This is a genomic window from Pseudomonas sp. NPDC090208 (assembly GCF_044746785.1).
Lineage (GTDB): Bacteria > Pseudomonadota > Gammaproteobacteria > Pseudomonadales > Pseudomonadaceae > Aquipseudomonas.
The window spans coordinates 36,030-55,759 of record NZ_JBIVCU010000027.1 but is presented as its reverse complement, the minus strand read 5'-3'; the positions used below and the strand labels follow the sequence as shown (position 1 = coordinate 55,759).

17 protein-coding genes are annotated in these 19,730 nt (G+C 62.0%); 9 read left to right on the top strand and 8 right to left on the bottom strand.

Annotation, left to right across the window (positions count from 1 at the left end):
* Positions 1–2: 2 nt before the first annotated feature.
* From ACIPL0_RS29455 to ACIPL0_RS29435, 5 genes are all read right to left on the bottom strand, one after another.
* Complete coding sequence (locus ACIPL0_RS29455; RefSeq protein WP_400602460.1) at positions 3–287, bottom strand: lipid-A-disaccharide synthase N-terminal domain-containing protein; 285 nt, start codon at positions 285–287, stop codon at positions 3–5.
* Positions 284–1,027, bottom strand: a complete 744-nt coding sequence (locus tag ACIPL0_RS29450; RefSeq protein ID WP_400602462.1) for a glycosyltransferase family 2 protein — start codon at positions 1,025–1,027, stop codon at positions 284–286. The genes ACIPL0_RS29455 and ACIPL0_RS29450 overlap by 4 nt, the downstream gene beginning before the upstream one ends.
* The gene (locus ACIPL0_RS29445) at positions 1,024–2,034 is read right to left on the bottom strand and encodes an NAD-dependent epimerase (protein ID WP_400602464.1); all 1,011 of its coding nucleotides are present in this window, start codon (positions 2,032–2,034) and stop codon (positions 1,024–1,026) included. Before ACIPL0_RS29445 ends, ACIPL0_RS29450 begins: the two co-directional genes overlap by 4 nt.
* 358 nt (positions 2,035–2,392) lie before the next feature.
* On the bottom strand, positions 2,393–3,325 hold the full coding sequence (locus ACIPL0_RS29440; protein WP_400602466.1) for a LysR substrate-binding domain-containing protein: 933 nt from the start codon (positions 3,323–3,325) through the stop codon (positions 2,393–2,395).
* 173 nt (positions 3,326–3,498) lie between these two features.
* On the bottom strand, positions 3,499–4,422 hold the full coding sequence (locus ACIPL0_RS29435) for a DMT family transporter (RefSeq protein WP_400602468.1): 924 nt from the start codon (positions 4,420–4,422) through the stop codon (positions 3,499–3,501).
* Between the two features lie 159 nt (positions 4,423–4,581).
* On the opposite strand from ACIPL0_RS29435, the gene gcvA reads away from it, so the two are divergent.
* From gcvA to ACIPL0_RS29390, 9 genes are all read left to right on the top strand, one after another.
* Positions 4,582–5,490 carry a transcriptional regulator GcvA gene (gene gcvA, locus ACIPL0_RS29430; protein WP_400602470.1) on the top strand — a complete coding sequence of 303 codons (909 nt, stop codon included), beginning with the start codon at positions 4,582–4,584 and terminating at the stop codon, positions 5,488–5,490.
* Positions 5,491–6,119: 629 nt separating this feature from the next.
* Positions 6,120–6,563 (top strand): cupin domain-containing protein, encoded by a 444-nt coding sequence (locus ACIPL0_RS29425; RefSeq protein ID WP_400602472.1) that lies wholly within the window; start codon positions 6,120–6,122, stop codon positions 6,561–6,563.
* Positions 6,560–8,071 (top strand): methionine--tRNA ligase, encoded by a 1,512-nt coding sequence (locus ACIPL0_RS29420; RefSeq protein ID WP_400602473.1) that lies wholly within the window; start codon positions 6,560–6,562, stop codon positions 8,069–8,071. The genes ACIPL0_RS29425 and ACIPL0_RS29420 overlap by 4 nt, the downstream gene beginning before the upstream one ends.
* Before the next feature lie 18 nt (positions 8,072–8,089).
* Positions 8,090–9,214, top strand: coding sequence for an NAD(P)/FAD-dependent oxidoreductase (locus ACIPL0_RS29415; protein WP_400602475.1), 1,125 nt, complete (start codon positions 8,090–8,092; stop codon positions 9,212–9,214).
* Positions 9,211–10,158 carry an ABC transporter substrate-binding protein gene (locus ACIPL0_RS29410; RefSeq protein WP_400602477.1) on the top strand — a complete coding sequence of 316 codons (948 nt, stop codon included), beginning with the start codon at positions 9,211–9,213 and terminating at the stop codon, positions 10,156–10,158. Before ACIPL0_RS29415 ends, ACIPL0_RS29410 begins: the two co-directional genes overlap by 4 nt.
* A 53-nt stretch (positions 10,159–10,211) precedes the next feature.
* Positions 10,212–11,564, top strand: coding sequence for a SidA/IucD/PvdA family monooxygenase (locus tag ACIPL0_RS29405; RefSeq protein WP_400602479.1), 1,353 nt, complete (start codon positions 10,212–10,214; stop codon positions 11,562–11,564).
* A gap of 2 nt (positions 11,565–11,566) precedes the next feature.
* On the top strand, positions 11,567–12,586 hold the full coding sequence (gene sbnA / locus ACIPL0_RS29400) for a 2,3-diaminopropionate biosynthesis protein SbnA (RefSeq protein WP_400602482.1): 1,020 nt from the start codon (positions 11,567–11,569) through the stop codon (positions 12,584–12,586).
* Complete coding sequence (gene sbnB / locus ACIPL0_RS29395) at positions 12,579–13,586, top strand: 2,3-diaminopropionate biosynthesis protein SbnB (RefSeq protein ID WP_400602484.1); 1,008 nt, start codon at positions 12,579–12,581, stop codon at positions 13,584–13,586. Before sbnA ends, sbnB begins: the two co-directional genes overlap by 8 nt.
* The gene (locus tag ACIPL0_RS29390; protein ID WP_400602486.1) at positions 13,577–15,379 is read left to right on the top strand and encodes an FAD/NAD(P)-binding protein; all 1,803 of its coding nucleotides are present in this window, start codon (positions 13,577–13,579) and stop codon (positions 15,377–15,379) included. Before sbnB ends, ACIPL0_RS29390 begins: the two co-directional genes overlap by 10 nt.
* A gap of 164 nt (positions 15,380–15,543) precedes the next feature.
* Here the strand turns inward: ACIPL0_RS29390 and ACIPL0_RS29385 are convergent, their stop codons facing one another.
* The 3 genes from ACIPL0_RS29385 to ACIPL0_RS29375 form a co-directional block, all read right to left on the bottom strand.
* Positions 15,544–16,311: a substrate-binding periplasmic protein gene (locus tag ACIPL0_RS29385; protein WP_400602487.1), complete on the bottom strand. Its 768-nt coding sequence runs from the start codon at positions 16,309–16,311 to the stop codon at positions 15,544–15,546.
* Between the two features lie 264 nt (positions 16,312–16,575).
* Positions 16,576–17,871 (bottom strand): hypothetical protein, encoded by a 1,296-nt coding sequence (locus ACIPL0_RS29380; protein ID WP_400602489.1) that lies wholly within the window; start codon positions 17,869–17,871, stop codon positions 16,576–16,578.
* A gap of 14 nt (positions 17,872–17,885) precedes the next feature.
* Positions 17,886–19,187 (bottom strand): hypothetical protein, encoded by a 1,302-nt coding sequence (locus tag ACIPL0_RS29375; RefSeq protein WP_400602491.1) that lies wholly within the window; start codon positions 19,185–19,187, stop codon positions 17,886–17,888.
* Positions 19,188–19,730: the final 543 nt, after the last annotated feature.

The window sequence follows — 19,730 nt, the reverse complement described above, 5'->3', positions numbered from 1 at the left end:
TCTTATTCTTCCTTGAGCGCTTTGGTCTGATGGTTGATCAGCTGCAGATTGCGCAGGTAGACCAGCAGACCGAACGATTGCCCGGCGATGAACACCGGATCCTGGCGGTAGATCGCGTAGATCAGCAGCAGGGCGCTGCCGAGCATGCTCAGGTACCAGAACCCAACGGGGATCACGCTGCGTTTCTTGTACTCGCTGTACAGCCATTGCAGGACGAAACGGCCGGTGAACACCGCCTGCCCGGCAAAGCCGAGCACCAGCCACAATGTCTCGTTGTCCAGTTTCATGGGCGAACCTCCAGGGCTGTGACGTTCAGGCGAGTCCGGCGGATCAGCCACCAGACCCCGAACAGGTCGACGATGCCGACCAGCGCCCGATCCAGGTTGCCGTATTTGGAGACACCCGCCTGGCGATGCCTGTGGTTGACCGGATGCACCAGCATGCGTCCGTTATGGCGCTGGATCAGTGCCGGCAGGTACCGGTGCATGTGGTCGAAGTAGGGCAGTGCGAGGAACGCCGAGCGACAGATCAGCTTCAGCCCGCAGCCTGTGTCCGGTGTGTCGTCGTTGAGCAGACGCCGGCGCAGGCCGTTGGCAAAGCGTGAAGCCCAGCGTTTGCTGGCTGTGTCCTTGCGATTCACCCGGTGTCCGGCGATCAGCTGAATGGCGTCCTGGCCTTCCTGGCGGGCGCGGATCAGCGCCAGCATGCCGGGAATATCTGCCGGGTCGTTCTGCCCGTCGCCGTCCAGGGTCGCCAGCCAGCTGCCTTGTGCGGCCTGGGCGGCGTGATAGATCGACGTACTCTGACCCAGCGAGCGCTCGTGCTGGAGGATGCGCAGCTCCGGCATTTCGCCAGACTTGAGTTCACCGAGCAGGGACGCAGTGCCATCGGTGCTGCCGTCGTCGACCACGATGATCTCGTAGGACTCGCCCTGCAGCGCGGTGCGGATTTCCCTGAGCAACCCAGGCAGGTTCGCGGCTTCGTTTTTGGCCGGGATGAGTACGGAGAGGGAAATACTTTGGGTCATGGGTGTGCCTGTTGAGAAAGAGACGGGCCGGGCAAGGCCTGGAAATGCTTGCGGTACCAGCTGACGAAAGCCTGCACGCCGGCCTCGACCGGTACTCGCGGTTGGTAATCCACCCACTGCGCCAGCGCCGAGACGTCGGCCCAGGTTTTCAGCACATCGCCAGGTTGTAGCGGCAGCAGTCGGCGTTGGGCTTGAATGCCCAGAGCGTTTTCCAGTGCCTCGACGAACGCCAGCAAAGGAACGGGCTGGCCGCGGCCGATGTTGAACAGTTGATAGGGCGCCACGGTTTCGCTGGCGACGGGCGGACGTTCACGCAGGCGGCAGATGCACTCGACGATGTCATCGATGTAGGTGAAGTCCCGCGCCATCTCGCCGTGGTTGTAGATGTCGATGGGCCGGCCGGCGAGCATCGCCTCGGTGAACTTGAACAGCGCCATGTCGGGGCGGCCCCAAGGGCCATATACAGTGAAGAACCGCAGCCCGGTGGTCGGCAGCCGGTACAGGTGTGAATAGCTGTGGGCCATCAATTCATTGGCGCGTTTGGTGGCCGCGTAGAGCGACACGGGGTGGTCGGCAGAGTCGCTGACCCGGAAAGGCATCTGCTTGTTGGTCCCGTAGACAGAACTGCTGGACGCATAGATCAGATGGCCGGGCGGATAATGCCGGCAGGCTTCAAGCAGGTTGATCAGCCCCACCAGATTGGATTGGCCGTACACGTGCGGATTGTCGATCGAGTAGCGAACCCCCGCTTGCGCCGCCAGATGGATGACTTGCGCGAAGGGCTGACCCGCGAATACTTCGGCCAGGCCGGCAGCGTCGGTGATATCCAGACGATGGAAGGTGAAGCCCGGCAGTTCCTGCAGAATGGCCAGGCGTGCCAGCTTCAACTCGACGCTGTAGTAATCGTTGAGGTTATCGATGCCGACGACGTCGATACCCTGCTCGCACAGTCGCCGTGCCACATGGAAGCCGATGAAACCGGCAGCGCCGGTGACCAGTACCGTCATGGCCTGGCCCATGCTGGCGCTACACCCGGCAACGCCCGAATGATTGTGGTGTTACTGCTGGTCAACGCCATAGACGATTTCCATTCTGGAAAGCGGACTATGGTTGGCAGAGAAATGTTTCAAAAAAACAACTGTGGATAAAACAGCTGAGTCATTTGAGCGGCAGACTCAAGAACGCCGCCCGAAGCGTAGGAGCTGGCTTGCCCTGCGACCGGCGACGTAGTCGCCGTAAAACCTGCACACGCCGTGTACTTGGCGCGGCCAATCCGTATGGGTTTGCTGCCGGATCCCGGCAGGTCGCGGGACAAGCCTCGCTCCTACGCCCTTCGGGCAGAATCAGAGGCTAAACCGCCAGTGCTCACGCCACCTTGCTGGCCCCGTCGATCTCCCGCACATGGCCCTTGGCGGTCTTGCCTGCCTGTTGCACGGCCCACTTCATGAATTCGACGATGGCCCACTCTTCCCGGCGCTCCTTCGCGCAGTAGACGAAGTAATCGAACTTCAGCTCAGAGGTGGCGTTGGTCACCTGCACCAGCCGCCTTGATTGCAGGGCCTCCGAGGCGAAGACGTTATTCACAAGGGCGATGCCCTGGCCGGCGCAAGCCGCACTTATCAACAGGGACTCGTCGCCGTAGCTTGAGCCCTGAATCATTTTGCGGTTGCTCATGCCAAAGGCATTCATCCACACCTTCCAGTAATTGCGCTCGCTGTCCTGCAGCAGTGGATAAGTCAGGCAGTCCTGTGGAGATTCGATGCTGCGCTGCTTGTTCAGCAGGCTCGGGCTGCACACCGGGATCAGATAGGACGACCACAGGCGCGTGGCATGGTTGTCCGGGCTGCTGGCAGTTTCACGCTGAATGGAGATATCCACATGGCCGTGCTTGAGGTCGGCCAGACCGTTGCAGATCTGGATAGAGATTTCGATGTTCGGGCAGCGTTCCTTGAAATCCCCCAGCGCCGGAATCAGCCAGGAGCTGGCGATGGTCGAGGTGGTGCCGATCACCAGACGGGTCTGCCGTGGCTGCTTGAGGGCGGCAGCGGACCAGGCCTTTTCGATGATGTCGAAGCTGTCGGTCAACTCGTCGAACAGAATCCGTCCGCTGGCGGTGAGCTGGATACCCTTGGCGTCGCGCTCGAACAGGCGCTTGCCGATCTGGTCTTCCAGACCCTTGATCTGCTGGCTGATGGCTGCCGGGGACACGCACAGGTGGTCGGCGGCGCGCTTCATGCTGCCAACCTTGCACACCTCGACAAAGGTGCGAAGGGCTATCAACGGGATCGCTCTGCTCATACGGCGTACTCCACCCAGAGTTCACGGCAGGTCGGTGTCACTGTTCTTGTCGCCATTGCAGTCATTCCAAAAGCCTGACTTGTCGCATACCGCAGTTTTCAGACACAGCAAGGCCTGGGCGGTTTATCCACTGGGGCACCGCAGGTCGGGATTTTGCTGTGGGTAACTTTTATTCAGGTTGTTGCGGGTCGATCCTGCGTCCCGGTCACCGGCTTGGGTTTGCTCTTGCTGAGCACGAACCACACCGCCAGACAGATCAGGCCACCGCCGTACAGATGCCCGGCCGACAGGTGCTCGTCGAGAAACATCACGCCCCAGAGCACGCCGAACGGCGGGATCAGAAAGGTCACCGTCAGCGATCGCACCGGGCCGATATCGGCGATCAGGCGGAAATACAGGATGTAGGCGCAAGCGGTACAGATGAAGCCGACCGCCGCCAGCGACAGCCATACCGTGGCGTCGCCCCAGCTGGCAGGCGGATTGACCGCCGCCGAGATGCCGAAGAACGGCGCCAGGAACAGGGTCGCGCCGATCTGGCTGCCGAGGGCCACCAGCTTGGCGTCCAGGCCGCCCTTGTCGGCGATCCACTGCCGGGTGAGGAAACCGGCAGCGCCGTAGCAACTGGTGGCGACCAGACAGGCCAGCGCACCCATGACCACGCTGGTGGTGAACGTCACCGGGCCGGTGGTGGTCAGCAGCGTGATACCGACCAGACCGATCAACACGCCGGCGGCCTTTTTCGGGGTCAGGGTATCGCTGAAGAACATCGAGCCGATCAACACGCCCATCAACGGCGTGGTGGCATTGAGAATCGCCGAATAACCGGCTGGCAATAACAACGCGGCCATGCTGTACATCAAGAAAGGAATACCGGAGTTGATGACGCCCAATACCAGCGTGGATTTGAATTTGCCCTGGAAGTCATGGCGGGTTTTCAAAATTGCCAGAATCACCAATAAACCGATGGCGCCGAGTAATACCCGGAAGAAGGCGGTGGGTAATGCGCCCAATACCGGTGCCACCACGCGCATGAACAGGAAACTTGCGCCCCAGATCGCAGCCAGAAGAAGTAAGCGGATAAAGTCGGACGGCCTCATGACACTTCCTTTTTTATTGGGCGGTGGGTGGAAAACAGCGCCGGGAAACTTGTAGATTGACGCTTGTCGAGTGGCGGTGTGATGATTTGAACAGTGTCTGAAGCCGTGCTCAAGCGAGCTTTTCTTAAGCACATTAGATTTTCTTAACTGAGGACCGGCATGAAATTCCCGCCCCTGTACGCGTTGTTGTGTTTTGAAGCGACAGGGCGCCACGCCAGCATGAAAGGCGCGGCAGGCGAGCTTTTCGTGACCCCGGCGGCGATCAGCCAGCAGATCGCCAAGCTGGAAAAAGCCGTGGGGGTGACGCTGTTCATCCGCAACACCAAACGCCTGGAACTGACCGCCGAAGGCAAGATCTACCTGCGCGCCATCCGCCCGGCGCTGGGGCAGATTTCCGATGCGACCCAGCGGCTGATGAGCGACAACGGCCCCAATACCATCACCGTCAGCTGCACCAGCGGCTTCGCCATGCAGTGGTTGTTGCCGCGTCTGCCGGATTTTCAGGCGATCTGCCCTGGCATCGAAGTATTGATCAGCACCACCAACCGTCTCGTCGACCTGTTGGGTGACGGCGTCGACTTTGCCGTGCGCCATGGTCTGGGCCGCTATCCGGGGCTGGAAGTGGAGATGCTGATCAACGACCGTCTGCAACCGGTGTGCAGCCCGAGCCTGCTGCCGGATTCGCGTTACCTGTCGTCGCCCATCGACCTGAAAAGCTACAACCTGCTGCACGACGAGCACCGCGAAGACTGGGCGCTGTGGCTGCGCGCGGTGGGTATCGAAGACGCCGACCCGGCGGTGCAGCGCGGTTCGGTGTTCGTCGATTCCAACGGCGTGATCGAAGCGGCGCTGGCCGGCATGGGCATCGCCCTGGTGCGCCGCTCGTTGATCCGCGAAGAACTGGCCTCAGGCCGGCTGGTGGTGCCGTTCCGCGCCACCATCGATACGCCGATTGCGTATTACCTGGTCTACGACGAAACCGCCATCCTGCCCAAATCCAGCCGGCAATTTCGCGACTGGCTGTTGTCTCAGGCGATTGCTGCCCAGCGGGAGTTCACGACCCGTTGAGGTATCGCCAAGACATGCCTAGATCGTTGTAGGAGTGAGCTTGCTCGCGATGGCGGTGTGTCTGATGCATCAATGTCGACTGACACACCGCCATCGCGAGCAAGCTCACTCCTACAGATACGCGGTGAACGCCCGTAGCAGTCCGGCTTGAGGGCGGTTGGCGTATCAATGGTTCAACCGCGGGAAATACATGCACAGACCCCCGTAGGAGCGCGCTTGCTCGCGATAGCGATCTGTCTGATACATCAATGTCGGCTGACACACCGCAATCGCGGGCAAGCGCGCTCCTACAGGTCGAGGGATGATGCAAATTCACGCCAGTTAAGCCCCGCTTAATGCCCGCAGAAATATTCTGCATGATGTTTATTGGCTGTTTGTGATGACAGTTAAGTCCTACTTCAACAGTGGCCATGACAACAAATGGCCAGCAAAACGCAGTTAACCGGTTGATAAATTGAATAATTGAATCGGCGGCAGTTAAGTCTGACTTAACTGCGGATTGCGTATTTCTTGTTTGCTCCCCCCTGCGATTTTCTTCAGCTTATCCCTCCATCGAACAGCGTAATTCGGCATGAATTGCAGTCGCTGAAACAACGGGCATGGATGCCCCGGGCTGAAGGAGAAACCGCATGACAGACTTTCAAATTTTCCGCCCCATGGCCTGGGACAAACTGGTCCATGAATATGATCTGGATGGCTCCCGGCTATTGCCGTGGAATGGTTATCCGACCCCTATCGGCGGTGGCTGGTGTGTGGTTCGGCCGCATACCAAGTCGCTGTCGCATACGCAGATCGACCAGGAATTCTTCATCGGCATCAAAGGCTCGGCCACGCTGGTGGTGGGCGAGCAGACGTACCCCTTCACCATGGGCGATATCGCCGCCATCCCCAAACACACCGACCACTACGTGGTGAACGACAGCGACGAAGATTTCCACTTCTACGTGGTCTGGTGGGACCGCGATTCGGCCAACCGCTTCCTCGATGAAGACGCGCGCGAAGCCGTGGCGCTCAACGAATTCGCCCTGCAAAAGGCGACGGTCCATGACGTCTCGGCACAGAGGGCTTCATGATGGGCAAACTCCTGGTCACCATCACCCCACCGACCCCCAACGGCGATCTGCACATCGGCCACATGGCCGGGCCGTTCCTCGCCGCCGATATCTTCACCCGCGCCCAACGCCAGCGCGGCCATGACTGCACGCTGGTGTCGTACTCCGACGACTACCAGTCGTACATGCTGCGCCGCGGCATCGAGCGTGATCGGCCGCCGCAGGAGCTGGCGGTGGAGAATACCGACAAGATCAACGAAACGCTGAAGAAAATGGGCATCCAGGTGGATTTCTGGATGCGCCCGTACCGCAACAACTACTTCAAGAAAGCCGTCGAGGAAGTCTACGAATTCGCCATGAAGGCCGGCGCGATCTACAAGAAGGTCAGCCAGGAACCCTATTGCGAACACTGCGACAAGTGGGGCTATGAAGCCTTTGGCCGTGGCCTTTGCGATTACTGCGGCAGCGACTCCGACGCCAGTCAGTGCGAAGAGTGCGCGCACACACCGAATGCGTCGAAGATGCGCGATTTCCATTGCAAGCTGTGCAGCGGCAAGATGATCTGGCGGCCGGTGGAGCGCGAGTTCCTGGCCCTGTCCAACTTCCGCAATCACCTCAAGAACACCTTCGAACACACGCCGCTGCGGCCATTCATTCGCCGCTTCCTCAATGAAGAATTCGAGATCGGCCCGCTGGACTGGGGCATCACCCGGCCCCATGACGGCGGTCTGGACCTCAAGCCCGACGGCAGCCGGCGCATTCACACTTGGGTCATGGGCCTGTCCGGTTATCTGGGCGCGTTCCGCGAGTACCTCAACGAGCACAAGCATGCGCCGTGGGAGTACGACGAATACTGCCGTTCCGGCAAAGGCCGGCTGGTGCATTTCCTCGGTTACGACTGCGCCTTCAGCCACATGATGGTCTACCCGGCGCTGTTGCAGACCATGCACGGCTACCGCCTGCGCCAGACCTTCTACACCAACCAGTTCCTGACCCTGAACGGCAAGAACCTGTCGACCAGCCGCAACTACGCGATCTGGGCACGGGATCTGGTCGCCGACGCCTGCACCGACAGCGCGCGCTTCTATCTCGCACTGATTGCGCCGGAGCAGGACACCGACGACTTCGATGTGAACAAGTTCGCCGCCTGGCGCGAGCAGACCTTCAACGAAGTGCTGGTCAAGCTGGCGGCTCAGGCCGAGCGCGAGCGGGTCGAGGGTGACAGCTTGAAGGTCAGCAACGCCGACGCAGCGGCGATCAAGCAACTGGTGGCGCGCTGGTTCGAGGTCACGTCGGTGGACCACTTCAGCATGAAGGGCCTGGCGGTGCTGGTTTCGGACGTGATCAACGCAGCGCGCGACCGGCAGTTGCTGGGCAAACGCATCCTGCCGTACATGGCCCTGATCGGTGCCATCGGCGCGCCGGTGTTCCCGGACCTGGCCCGGCAGATCCTGCGCTACTGCCGCTTCACCGAGAACGAAGTGTTCCACCAACTGGTGTACGTCAGCGCCGTTGAATACGAGATCTGACCCGGGAGGTTTACGGTGATGAAAACCTCTTTCGATGTGATCGTGATCGGCGCCGGCGTGATGGGCGCTTCGATTGCCGCCGCACTGGTCGAGAGCGGCCTGGACGTTGCCCTGATGGAAAAGGGCATCGCTGGCGCGCAGGGGGCGACCCGCGATACCGGCGGCATCGTGCGCGGGCTGGAACTTGACCCGGCCCTGCGTCCGCTGACCCGGCGCAGCCCGCTGCGTGGCAGCAACGGCATTGTTCGTGAGCTGTTCGAGCGCTCGCTGACCCGCACGGGCGTGGCCTATATCGCCAATGCGGAAACCTGCGGCAAGTACCTGGATGCGGTGGGCAGCGACAGCCACCACAGCGTCGAGCTCCACGCGTCGGTGGAAGCGCTCGATAACGGGCGTTTCTCGGCGTTCTGCACGGGCGAATGCCTGCTGATCGAGCGTGACGGCGGCATGGTCGATGCGCGGACGGTGGTGTCCGGGCTGAGCCGTTATGTCGGTGAGAAAGCCACGTTTCTCGATCATCTGGCCGCGGACCGGATGGTAGAACAGGACGGCAAGGTTCAGGTGTTCGCCGGCAAGTTGTGCCTGGAGGCGACCTGGGTCATCGATGCCTGTGGCGCCAGCGGCCCGTTCACTCGGCCGCACAACGCGGTGCATGCGCGGACCATTCCATTCACCCGCTTCGGTTGCGATCAGGCGCCGGGCATGCCGGTGATCGCCCATCACCTCAACACCTATCTGCTGCCGCTGGGGCGCAATCTGGTGCAGGCCGGCGGGCAACGGCGGCATCGCGCGCCCCACGCCGACCAGTTGAACCTGGCGCCGATGGACAACGAGCAGGACGTGATGGAGCGCGTCGCCCGGCTCGGTTACGACCGTCAGCACAGCCTGCCGCTGATGACCGGCGTGGCGTGGGACGCCTACACCGAAGACGGCCATCCGCTGATCGGCCGGGCCAGTGCGCGCAGCCATGTGTACCTGGCGACCGGTTTCTGCGGCATTGGTTTCAAGATGGCACCCGGCGTCGCCGACCTGCTGGCGTTCGAGCTGGGCAGCCTGATGAGCGGCACGCAGATCGATGCCGAACACCGCGTGCTGATGGCGGCGTTCAACCCGGCGCGGTTTGCCGAAGTGGCGTTGTCATGATGCGCCTGGGGATCTGCGCCGCGCTCGATGTTGGCACCACCCTGCATGCGCGCAGCTTTCTGCGCGGGGTGTATCTGGCCAGCCACCTGTTCGGTCATGTACGCCGGGCAAAGCACGTCTACGTCGATGATGGCGCCTGCGCCGAGGGTGGTCGCGCTGCGGCCCGACGTTTCATCGACGAAGGCGTGGACGCGGTGATCGGCCATTTCGCGTCAGAGTCGGCCGCCGCCGTGGTAGACACTTATGCACAGGCCGGGATTCCGCTGATCCTGCCGGCCTCGACCTGCGCAGCACTCACCGAGGACGGTCGCACCACCTTCCGCATCTGCGCTTCTGACCGCGCGCTGGCCCGACGTCTGCTGAGCTTCGCCGAGACCCAGGGTCTGCAACGCCTGGCGCTGTCTGCCGACGCCAGCCTGCACGGTCGTCAGCAACTTCACGAACTGCAGGACGCCGCGAACTTATCCACAGTGCAACTTGTAGATGACCACAGCCAGGCGGATGCACTGGTGTTTTGCGGACGGCTCAAGGCCAGCCGCCAGTTCCTTGTGGACAAGCGCGCTGCCGGTTGTGGATTACCCATCATTTTCACCGACGACGCGGCGTCTCCGGCACTGGTCAGCGGCCTCGGCCAGACCGGCACGGTGTACGTGGTGAGCTTTCCGGTGGCCGGCGACCTGCCGGAAGCGCAAAGCGCCGACCGCACTTATCAACAGCTGTTCGGCGAACCGGCCCCGGTATACGCCATCGAGACGCTGGCGGCGTTCTCGCTGGTAGAGCTTGCCGCGCAGCGCCGCCGGAGTTTGCTCGATGCCTTGCGTTTCGAGGCGTTCGCTACCCCGGCCGGCCCCATCAGTTTCAGTAACGGGGAAAACGATCACGCCCGAATTTCGTTGTGGGCCTACACCGACACGCACGCCCATGAGCGGCGTCTGCTGGGTTGAACCGGACGCTCTCAAGCGCTCGCACCTCTTTAACGCATTCAGGAAGGACCACCATGAATCAGTTTGAAATCGATAGTTCGCATCAGGAATTGGATGTCGTCTCGGTCGGCTTTGGTCCCGCCGGTATCGCCCTGGCCTGTGCGCTGGAAGACGAAGCCGAAGAGCGCGGCAAAAAGCCGTTTCAGCGCGTACGGTTCTTCGAGAAAGGCCGCGATTCGACCTGGCATGGCGCATTCCTGCTGGCCGGCACCGACATCAATCACCACGTTTTCCGTGATCTGGTGACGCCGCGTAACCCGCGCAGCCGTTTCTCCTTCGCCATGTACCTGAAAGACAAGGGACGTCTGTACAAATTCGGCCTGCTGGGGCGCCCGGCCAGCCGCGTGGAATGGTCTGACTACATCGGTTGGGTGGCCGCACAGCTCAAGGACTACGCGGCCTACGACGAGGGCGTGGTCGACATCCTGCCGGTGGCCGAGCAGGGCATCCTCAAGGCTGTGGATGTGGTCACCAGCCAGGGCACCTATCGCACCAAACGCCTGGTGCTGTCCCATGGCAGCCTGCCGCGCATTCCGGAAGCGTTCAGTGCGCATCTCGGCGGACGGGTGTTCCACACCTCGCAATACCTGAAAAACATCCACCTCGGCGGCGGGCCGATTGCGCAGCGCTGGCTGGTCCTCGGTTCGGGGCAGAGCGCTGGCGAGGCGGTGGCGCATCTGCTCGGCGCGGCGCCGACCACTCAGGTGCATTCGGTGCACCGTGGCGTCGGTTTCAGGGTCGGCCAGTTGGGTCAGTTCCCGAACATGGCGTTCCTGCCGGAGCAGATCGATTACTTCCACCAGTTGGCGCCGAGCCAGCGCAGCAAGGTGTTCGACGAGATCCGTTCGACCAACTACGCCGGCATCGACGCCGATGAGAGCCAGGCGCTGTACTCGTTCATGTATGAGGGTGAAGTCAGCGGTCATCAGCGCCTGAACCTGCACACCTGGTCGACCGTCGAGTCTGTGGAAAAAGTCGGCGACGCCTATTCGGTGCTGCTGCGCGACAGCAATACCGGCGAGGAAACCACCCTGTATGTCGATGGCATCGTGCTTGGCACCGGTTATCAACAGCTCGCCGTGCCGCCGCTGCTGACGCTGCTGCAACCGTGGCTGTTGCGTGACGAGGACGGCAGCCTGGCGGTGGACCGCGATTACCGAGTCGGCCTGCAAAACAGCGAAGGTCTGCAGATCCTCGCCAATGGCACCTCGGAGAAAACCCACGGCATCAGTGATGCGCAGTCATTTTCCATGGTCGCCCTGCGCGCGCGGCAACTGACCGATGCGTTGCTGTCCAGCCAGCCACGGCAGAAAGCCCCGGTGCTGGCGCATCCGGTGATGTCCAAACCTGCGCGCGTCGAGGCCTGACCATGAATTTCATTTCCCATATCGTCGGCGACTCGAATTTCGTCCGGCTCAAGGGCCTGGGTTTCGAGAACCTGCACCTGAAGCTGGAGTCGTGCAATCCGGCCGGCTCGATCAAGATGAAAACCGCCATCGGGCTGATCGACTCTTATGCAGAGAAGCGACTTATCCACAAGGACAGCGTGCTAATCGAGTCGTCCTCGGGCAACCTCGGCGTGGCCCTGGCGATGATCTGCGCCGAGCGCGGCTACCGCTTCTGCTGCGTGGTCGACCCCAACACCAACCTGCACAACATCAAGATGATGGAGGCCTTCGGCGCGCAGATCGTCATCGTCACCGAGCGCGACGAGAACGACGGCTACCTCGGCACGCGCATCCGCTACATCCGCGATGCCGTGGCCCGCGACCCGCGCTACCTGTGGCTCAACCAGTACAGCAACCCGGCCAACGCACGCACCCACGAACTGACCACGGCGCGTTCCATCCACATCGCCTTTCCGGCGCTGGATTACCTGGTGGTCGGCGCTGGCACCACCGGCACGCTGATGGGCTGCGTGCAGTATTTCCGCAAGCATTCGCCACGCACCAAGGTCATCGCGGTGGACAGCACCGGCTCGGTGACGTTTGGCCAGACGCCGGGCAAGCGCTTCATTCCAGGGCTGGGCTCCAGCGTCATGCCGCCGATCTTCCGTCCGCACCACCTGTATCGCCAGCAAGTGGTCGACGAGCGCGCCACCGTCGCGATGTGCCGCTGGCTGGCGAAATCCAACGGCGTGCTGGCGGGCGGTTCCACCGGCACAGTGGTCGCCGGGCTGGCTGCGCCTTCGCTGGGCATTCCCAAGGATGCGGTGGTGGTGGCGATCTCCCCGGACGCCGGCGAGCGCTATCTGGAGACGATCTACAACGACGAATGGGTGATGCAGAAGTTCGGCCGCGCCGAGCTGGCGGCGCTGGCTTCGCAGCCCATCAGCCGCTACCTGAAACAGTACGTCCACACCTTCGAGGGAGAAGCGCTGAATGCCTGACTTTCATGTGATTCCCGGCGCCGTGGTCAAGGACATCCTCGACCAGCAGGCCCACAGTATGGTGGCGCGTATCGAGCAGGCCTACCTGCAGCATCACGACGGCCAGACTATCAATCCGGACAGTTACTTTTTGCGTTTTCCACAGCAGCCGGCCAACCGCATCATCGCCCTGCCGGCCTCACTGGAAGGCGACGACGGCGTGGCCGGGATCAAGTGGATTTCCAGCTTTCCCGGCAACGTCGCCCGCCAGCAGCCGCGGGCTTCGGCGGTGGTGATTCTCAATGACCGCGAGACGGGCTACCCCTACGCCTGCCTGGAAGGCGCGCAGATCAGTGCGGTGAGAACGGCGGCTTCGGCGGTATCCGGTGCGTTCTGGCTCAACGGCCAGTCGCGCAAGGCGGCGACGGTCGGGTTTATCGGCGCCGGGGTGATCGCGCGCAACATCGCGCGGATGCTGGCGGTGGAAGGCTGGAGTATCGATCAGGCGGTGGTCCACGACTTCGACGAGGCTTCGGCGGGTGCCTTGACGGCCTATATCGAGCAGAGCGACTTATGCGCAGCCCGCAGCGGCACGCTGGAACAGGCGCTGGCGGCGGATCTGGTGATTTTCGCCACCACGGCAGGCGAGCCTTATGTGCTGCCGCCGCAGGCGTTCCGTGCCGGGCAAGTGGTGCTGAACATCTCGCTGCGCGACATCGCCCCGCAATTGCTGCTGCAGGCCAACAACCTGTGCGACGACATCGAGCACTGCATGAAGGCCAACACCTCGCCGCACCTGGCCGAACAGTTGAGCGGCAACCGCACGTTCATGAACGGCACTTTGGCCGGGCTGATTCGCGGTGAGGTCGAGCTGGACCCGCAGCGACCGTCGATCTTTTCGCCATTCGGCCTCGGCGTGCTGGATCTGGCCCTGGGCAAGTTCGTGGTCGACACCGCGCTGGCGGAGTCGCGAGCGGTCGCCATCGATTCGTTCTTTGGAGAAACCCTGAGATGGAACTGAGCCCGAGCCTGTGCATAACTGCACCTGTGGACAAGCCGCTGATTCGCGTCGGCATCGTCGGCTGTGGATCACGTGGCCTGACCGTGCTGGAGCGCCTGTGTGCGCTGGCGACGGACAGCGGCCAGGCGCTGGAGATTCACGCCTACGACCCGCACCGGCCGGGGCCAGGGCTGCATTCGGTAGAACAGCCGGAATACCTGATGCTCAACACCGTGGCTTCGCAGATTTCGATGTTCCCGGATCAAGCCGCGCTGGCGGGTTTCAGTGGCCGGCCGGGGCCGAATTTTCATGAATGGTGCCTGCGTTTCAAGGCATCGGAGCGGCTGGTGCGCGCCAATGAATTCCTGCCCCGGCGCTGGCTCGGCGAGTACCTGGCCTGGACCTGGGACGAGGTGCTGCGCGGCCTGCCGGATCACATCCGCGTGGTGCATCATGCCCGTGCTGTGGATAACGTCGAGCACACCGATCTCGGTGGTTTTGTCTTGTCCACAGGGCATGGCCCGCGTCAGGCCGTCGACTGGCTGCTGATCACCGTCGGGCACGCAGCGGCACCGGCTGTTGTGGATAATCGCGGCGGGCGAACCCGCTATCTGAGCGCTTACCCACAGCCGTATGTGCTGGAAAGCCTGTCATCCACAGATCGTGTCGGCATTGAAGGCATGGGCCTGTCGGCGATGGATGTGGTCGCAGGGCTGACCGTGGGCCGTCGCGGGCGCTTTGTCGAAGGGCCGCACGGCTTGCACTATCAGGCCAGCGGTGAAGAACCGCAGATATTCCTGTATTCGCGCAGCGGCCAGCCGTATCGCACCCGCCCGGACATCGCACCCCATAGGGTCGGCGCTTCGCCGCTGATCTTCACCTTGTCGGCGGTGTCGGATCTGCGGGCGGCTTATCCACAGGGGCTGGATTTCGTGCGCCACGTGCTGCCGTTGCTCAAGGCCGAGATGTTTGCTGAATACTTCGGCATGGTTGCGGCGCAAAACGGCGAATCGGCGCTGCGGATCAAGTCGGAAGTGGCCAATGCCTTCCTGCTGGGCGAGCTGGAGGCCATCGCGCAGACGCTGGCGCAGCGTTTTGCCGTACCGATGCTGGACGAGGCTGTGTATAACCCGCGCGTCGTGCAAGTACCGCCAGCGGATTATCCACAATGGGTGCGGGCGTTCATCGAAAACGACATCGCCGAGAGCGTCCTCGATCTGGATCACAGTCTGCTCAAGGCGGCCGTGGAAGTCTGGCGCAGTTGCCGTGAACAACTGCGTCGGGTTGTGGATAACCACGGATTGACCCCGGAATCCCACAGGCAGTTCTTCGCCGAATACGCGCCGCTGGTCAATCGAATGGTGGCCGGCCCGCAAAAGGAGCGGCATCAGGAGCTGCTGGCGCTGGTAGATGCGGGGATCGTGCAATGGGTTCACAGCGGACAAGTTGTCCACAACGCGGCCTTGGGCGAGGTGTCGATAACCCTGGCAGACGGGGAACGCATTGCGCTCGATGCCGTGGTTCGTGCCCACGTTGGGGATAACCGTCAGACGGATACGCAACCCGCCATCATCCGGCAGTTGCGCGCCAGCGGGATTATCCACAGTCTGAACGAAGAAGGTGAGGGCATTGAGGTGGATGGACACGGCAAGGCCCAGCCGAATCTGTGGATAATCGGTCCGATCGTCGAGGGCGCTACGTACTACAACCATTACGTGCCGTCGGCGGGCAGCTATTCACGGGCCTTTATCGACGCCGACCGCATCGCCCGGGAAATGCTGGGGAGTTATGCACAGGTACGCGGTACTTTGTAGGAGCTGGGTGCCTGGTGACTGGGGATGGATATTGCTTTTGATGCTGGCCGAAGGCCGTGGGAGGGAGCCCTGCTCGCGAATACAGAGTGTCAGCGGATGTTGTGGTTTCTGGCCTGACGCCTTCGCGAGCAGGGCTCCCTCCCACGGGTCCTCTGAGCAGTCCTCTAATTGCGTTCACCGGATGCTGCGGCAGGTAAATACTGCCGCCTTATCCGCTCCAACTCCCCACTCCTGCTCATCGCATCGATCGCCCGGTTGATCTTCGGCAGCCACTGCGCGTACTGCGGTTGCAGTTTGAACACCAGCGGCGCTTCGCTGAGACGGGCGCCCTGGCGAAACTGGGCGGGGTCGAGGTGACCCTGGGCGATCAGCGCGTCGAAGATGTCGTCGACCATCGCCACGGCATCCACCCGCCGACTCTGCAGCAACTTGATCAGCGCATCGTCCTGCGAGGTTTCCAGACGCTGGAGCCGGTGCTCGGCCATGGCCGGGTCCAGCGCCCAATAGGTGTAACCCCTGACCATGCCCACGGTCAGGTGCTGCATCTGTTCCACGGGCAGGTCCCGCGCCGGGTGGTCGGCGAGGAAATACAGGTGCTCGCGCACTGCCGAATAAGGTTTGGAAAAGACGAAATGCTGCTGTTCCTGGGGGCTGTTCCAGATCAGCGCATCGGCGTAGTTGAGGTCGATCTCGCCCTTTTGCAGCATCGATTGCAGGCGGTTGACCGGGTAGGTGACGAAGGTGACATCCAGCTCGGCCAGTTGCATGACCCGCCGGGCGATATCGATGGACACGCCCATCAGATGGCCATTGTCGTCTTCGTAGGCGTAGGGCTTCCACGGCGTACCGCCGGCCACGAACGGCGCAGCCAGGGCTGGCAGGGCCAGACCGCAAAACAGAAGCGCGCTGAGCAAGCTGCGTCGAAACCCCATGCGTTCCCCTTGGGTTCCTGCCAAAAGAGAAGCCCAGCGTAGCAGTGCTGAATGTCTTTGGTGTGTCTAACTGCCACTATTTTTCGCCCGCCTCGCAATCAATCCTGTAGGAGCCCTGTGGGAGCGAATTCATTCGCGAGAGGCCCGACCTGCCGATACACATTTATCGACTGTACTGGCGTATCGCGAATGAATTCGCTCCCACAGGGGTCGATTCGAGGGCGAAAAAAAGCCCGCGCTGATCACGTCAGGCGGGCTCCTTGGTTAACTGCCGGGGCTGAGGCGGATGATCTTGGGGAATTCGGTCAGGGTCACCGGCGCCGAACAACGGGAACCCTCGCAATGCCAACGTTGGGCAGTATCGACCATGCCCCTGGCGGCAGCCTGGGTATCGAGCACCCGCAGAGGGCCGTTGTTCATGATCGTGGCGCTGACCTGCTCGTCACGCGGTCGGCCTGTCGCCCAAGCCACCATGATCCGTTCGCGGCCATCGGTGAACGCCAGTTTGTAGACGTTATCGGCCTGCAGGCTGCTGCCGGGGTCGTAGCTGAAATTCCGCAAATACGGGCTGATCGCCGCGAGTATCGGCATGGCCGGCTTGGCGCTGAGGTCAGCATTGAGCAGGCCGAAGTTGTGCTCCTGATCGTTGCGCGCCGGGCCGTCGTTGATCAGGTCGTACCACCACATGCCTTTGATGTTGGGCACGGTGCGCGCCAGAAAATACGCCCGCGCCAGATACGCTGACTGGCGCACCTCACTGATTCCGCATTTGCCGTCATGGCTGGGCCAGCCCATTTCCGTCAGGTACAGCGGCACCGGTTTGCCGGCCTTGGCGCTGATCTGCTGGTTGACGTCACGCATCCAGCCGATCCAGTTTTCCGGGGTGTTGTGGTCGCGGCCTTCGCAATGCACGTAAGGGTGCAGGGAGATGCCGTCGGCATACTTGAGCACGCCCGCCGCCAGCATGCGCTCGACGAAACCGCCCTTGATTCCCGCCGACGTCACCGCACCGGCCAGCACTCTGGCCTGTGGATTGTTTTTGCGGATGATCGGCGCGGCGTCACGCACCAGGGCCACGTAGTCGTTGCTCAGGCGCGGGTCTTTCGGGCCTTCGATATCCCACTCGTTCCACACCTCGTAGAACTGCACCGGGTTGCCCAGTTGCCGGGTGATGTAATCGACGTATTTCAGATAGGGAATCTTCACCTCGGGTTTGCGCGGCTTGGCGTTGCCGTTGAACGAGGTGCCGTAGCCGAGAATCACCACCGGGCTCAGGTTCAGCGCACCCGCAGTGCTCAGCCAGGCGCGCCATTGCGGGATGATGCGCAGTTGGTTGGGGGAGGGCTCCGCGGTCGACCAGAAGGCATCGTCGCGCACCGACGTGACCCCGGCTTGGCTGGCCAGCTCAAGGCTGCGTAAGGGCTGCGCCAGATTGTTCATCGAATGGGTGCCGACGCCGACGATGAAGGGTTCGGCGGCGGCGCTGCGAACCATCAGAAGGCCCGCCAGCAGACACGCCAGTAACAGCAGGCCCTTGCGGCCCATACTCGACGGATTCATCGGCGCTTTCCTGTTCAGCTCAGTCCCGGCAGGCCGTTCCATTGCACCTCACGGGGCTTTGGGTGGTGAGCCCTGACCTGTGACCTTGCGGTGAGCGCGTGGCCGATCGCCATGCCGAGGAACAGGTTGGCGAGGGTCACTTCCAGCGTGTCGGTGGTCCAGCTGACGATGCAGATGCAGAAACCGGTCGCCAGCATTGCGCGGCCATAGCGGGTGGCGCTGTCGGCGAGGATGAAGAACAGCGGAATGTGCAGGGCATAGAGAAACAGCCCGGCCAGGCCGAAGATCGCCCACAGGTAGACCACGGTACTGTCGGAGACCATGAAGATTTCCGCACCCGCGACCGGAAACGCGGCCACGGAGCTGCCGACCAGACCGAAACCGACCCCGGTGATGGCGCGGCCCTCGTTGATCAGCACCTTGAGCACGTTGGGCCAGGTGTTGATGAAGCGGTCGTAGATCGAGGACAGCTCGGTGCCACTGGACACTTTGTTCGCATCGAAGTCGAACATCATCGCGATGAACGGCAGCGATATCCCCAGCAGCACCGCAAAAACGATGGCGCCCCGGGTGGTCCAGCGAAAGCGGGTGATCATCAGCACGCCGACGCCGCCGGCAAAAGCCAGCACCGGCGCCTTGCTGGTGGTCAGAAACACCCCGGCCAGCCCCGCTGCGCAGATGGCCAGGGCCAGGGTACGCGAACGCAGGGTCGCCATCAGGTACAGGCTGAAAATCGAGATGATGATCGCCAGCGCGCTGGAGATCCGGGTGAAACCGGCTGGTCGGTCGGCATCCTGGGCAGACCAGTTGGTGTTGGCGCTCAGTTCGGTGCCGCCGATGCTGTAGCTGTAACCCTTCCACGGCAGTTCGGTGAGCATGTCCAGCGCGATGCCGGCCAGCGATGCGCCGAGAGCAAACAGGATCACCCACATGAACAGGCGCTTGTGCCGGGTGATCTGCTCACCGCAGGCCAGGCCGAAGAGCAACGGGCTGATGCCGTACAGCGCGAACGCGAGGTTACCCGCGCTGGCGCCGTTGAGCATGGCCCAGGCCGCCGACAGCATCAGCACCAGAAAGCACATCCACACGCCCGCGCCGGCCTTGAAGCTGCGCAGCTCCAGGGCGAAGAACAGTAGACAGGCGATTTTCGGTGCATACAGCAGCACCGAGATACCGGCCTTGTCGAGGTAGAAACGCAGGGCGCCGGAGAAGGTTTCCACCAGGATCAGGCTGATCGCGACCAGCACGATGGCGGTGGATTTATCGAACGACAGCAGGGATGGCTTTTCAACGTAGACCGGGGAATTCGACATCATGGTGCAGCCCCTCGGGAGCGTTTGAAGTGGGGGTAACCGTCAGGCCGGAGATGAAAATGGCTCGCCTGCGCGGCAAAGCTACCGCCCCTCGAAAGTCGGCATGGCCGTCGAGCGGGTCGAAGAATCGGTAAGGGTCGAATGACGTTGGGTGGGAAGAGGACAGCCTGAACAGGTCCCTCTCGAACGGCATGACAGGGATATATCAGCCGCAGAAAAGAGGGCTGTCAATCGATTCGTCAAATATTCGGACAGAATTTGCCGGGTGGTTTTTGTGTTGTTCTTAACCTGTTGATTTTATTGATAGGTGGGAATTTGACGCTGTGAAACAGGCCGGAAAAGAGCCTTGATACAGGGGGGCTATGGCTCGTTTTTGTTACATCGGGCGTCAATGCGACATCAACCCATTGTGGGACGGAGCCCTGCTCGCGAATGCAGGGTGTCAGACGAGATTGTGCTGCCTGACCTGACGCCTTCGCGGGCAAGCCACGCTCCCACAGGTTTTGCGGCTGGAGCCTGATCTGGTGGGAGCGGGCTTGCCCGCGA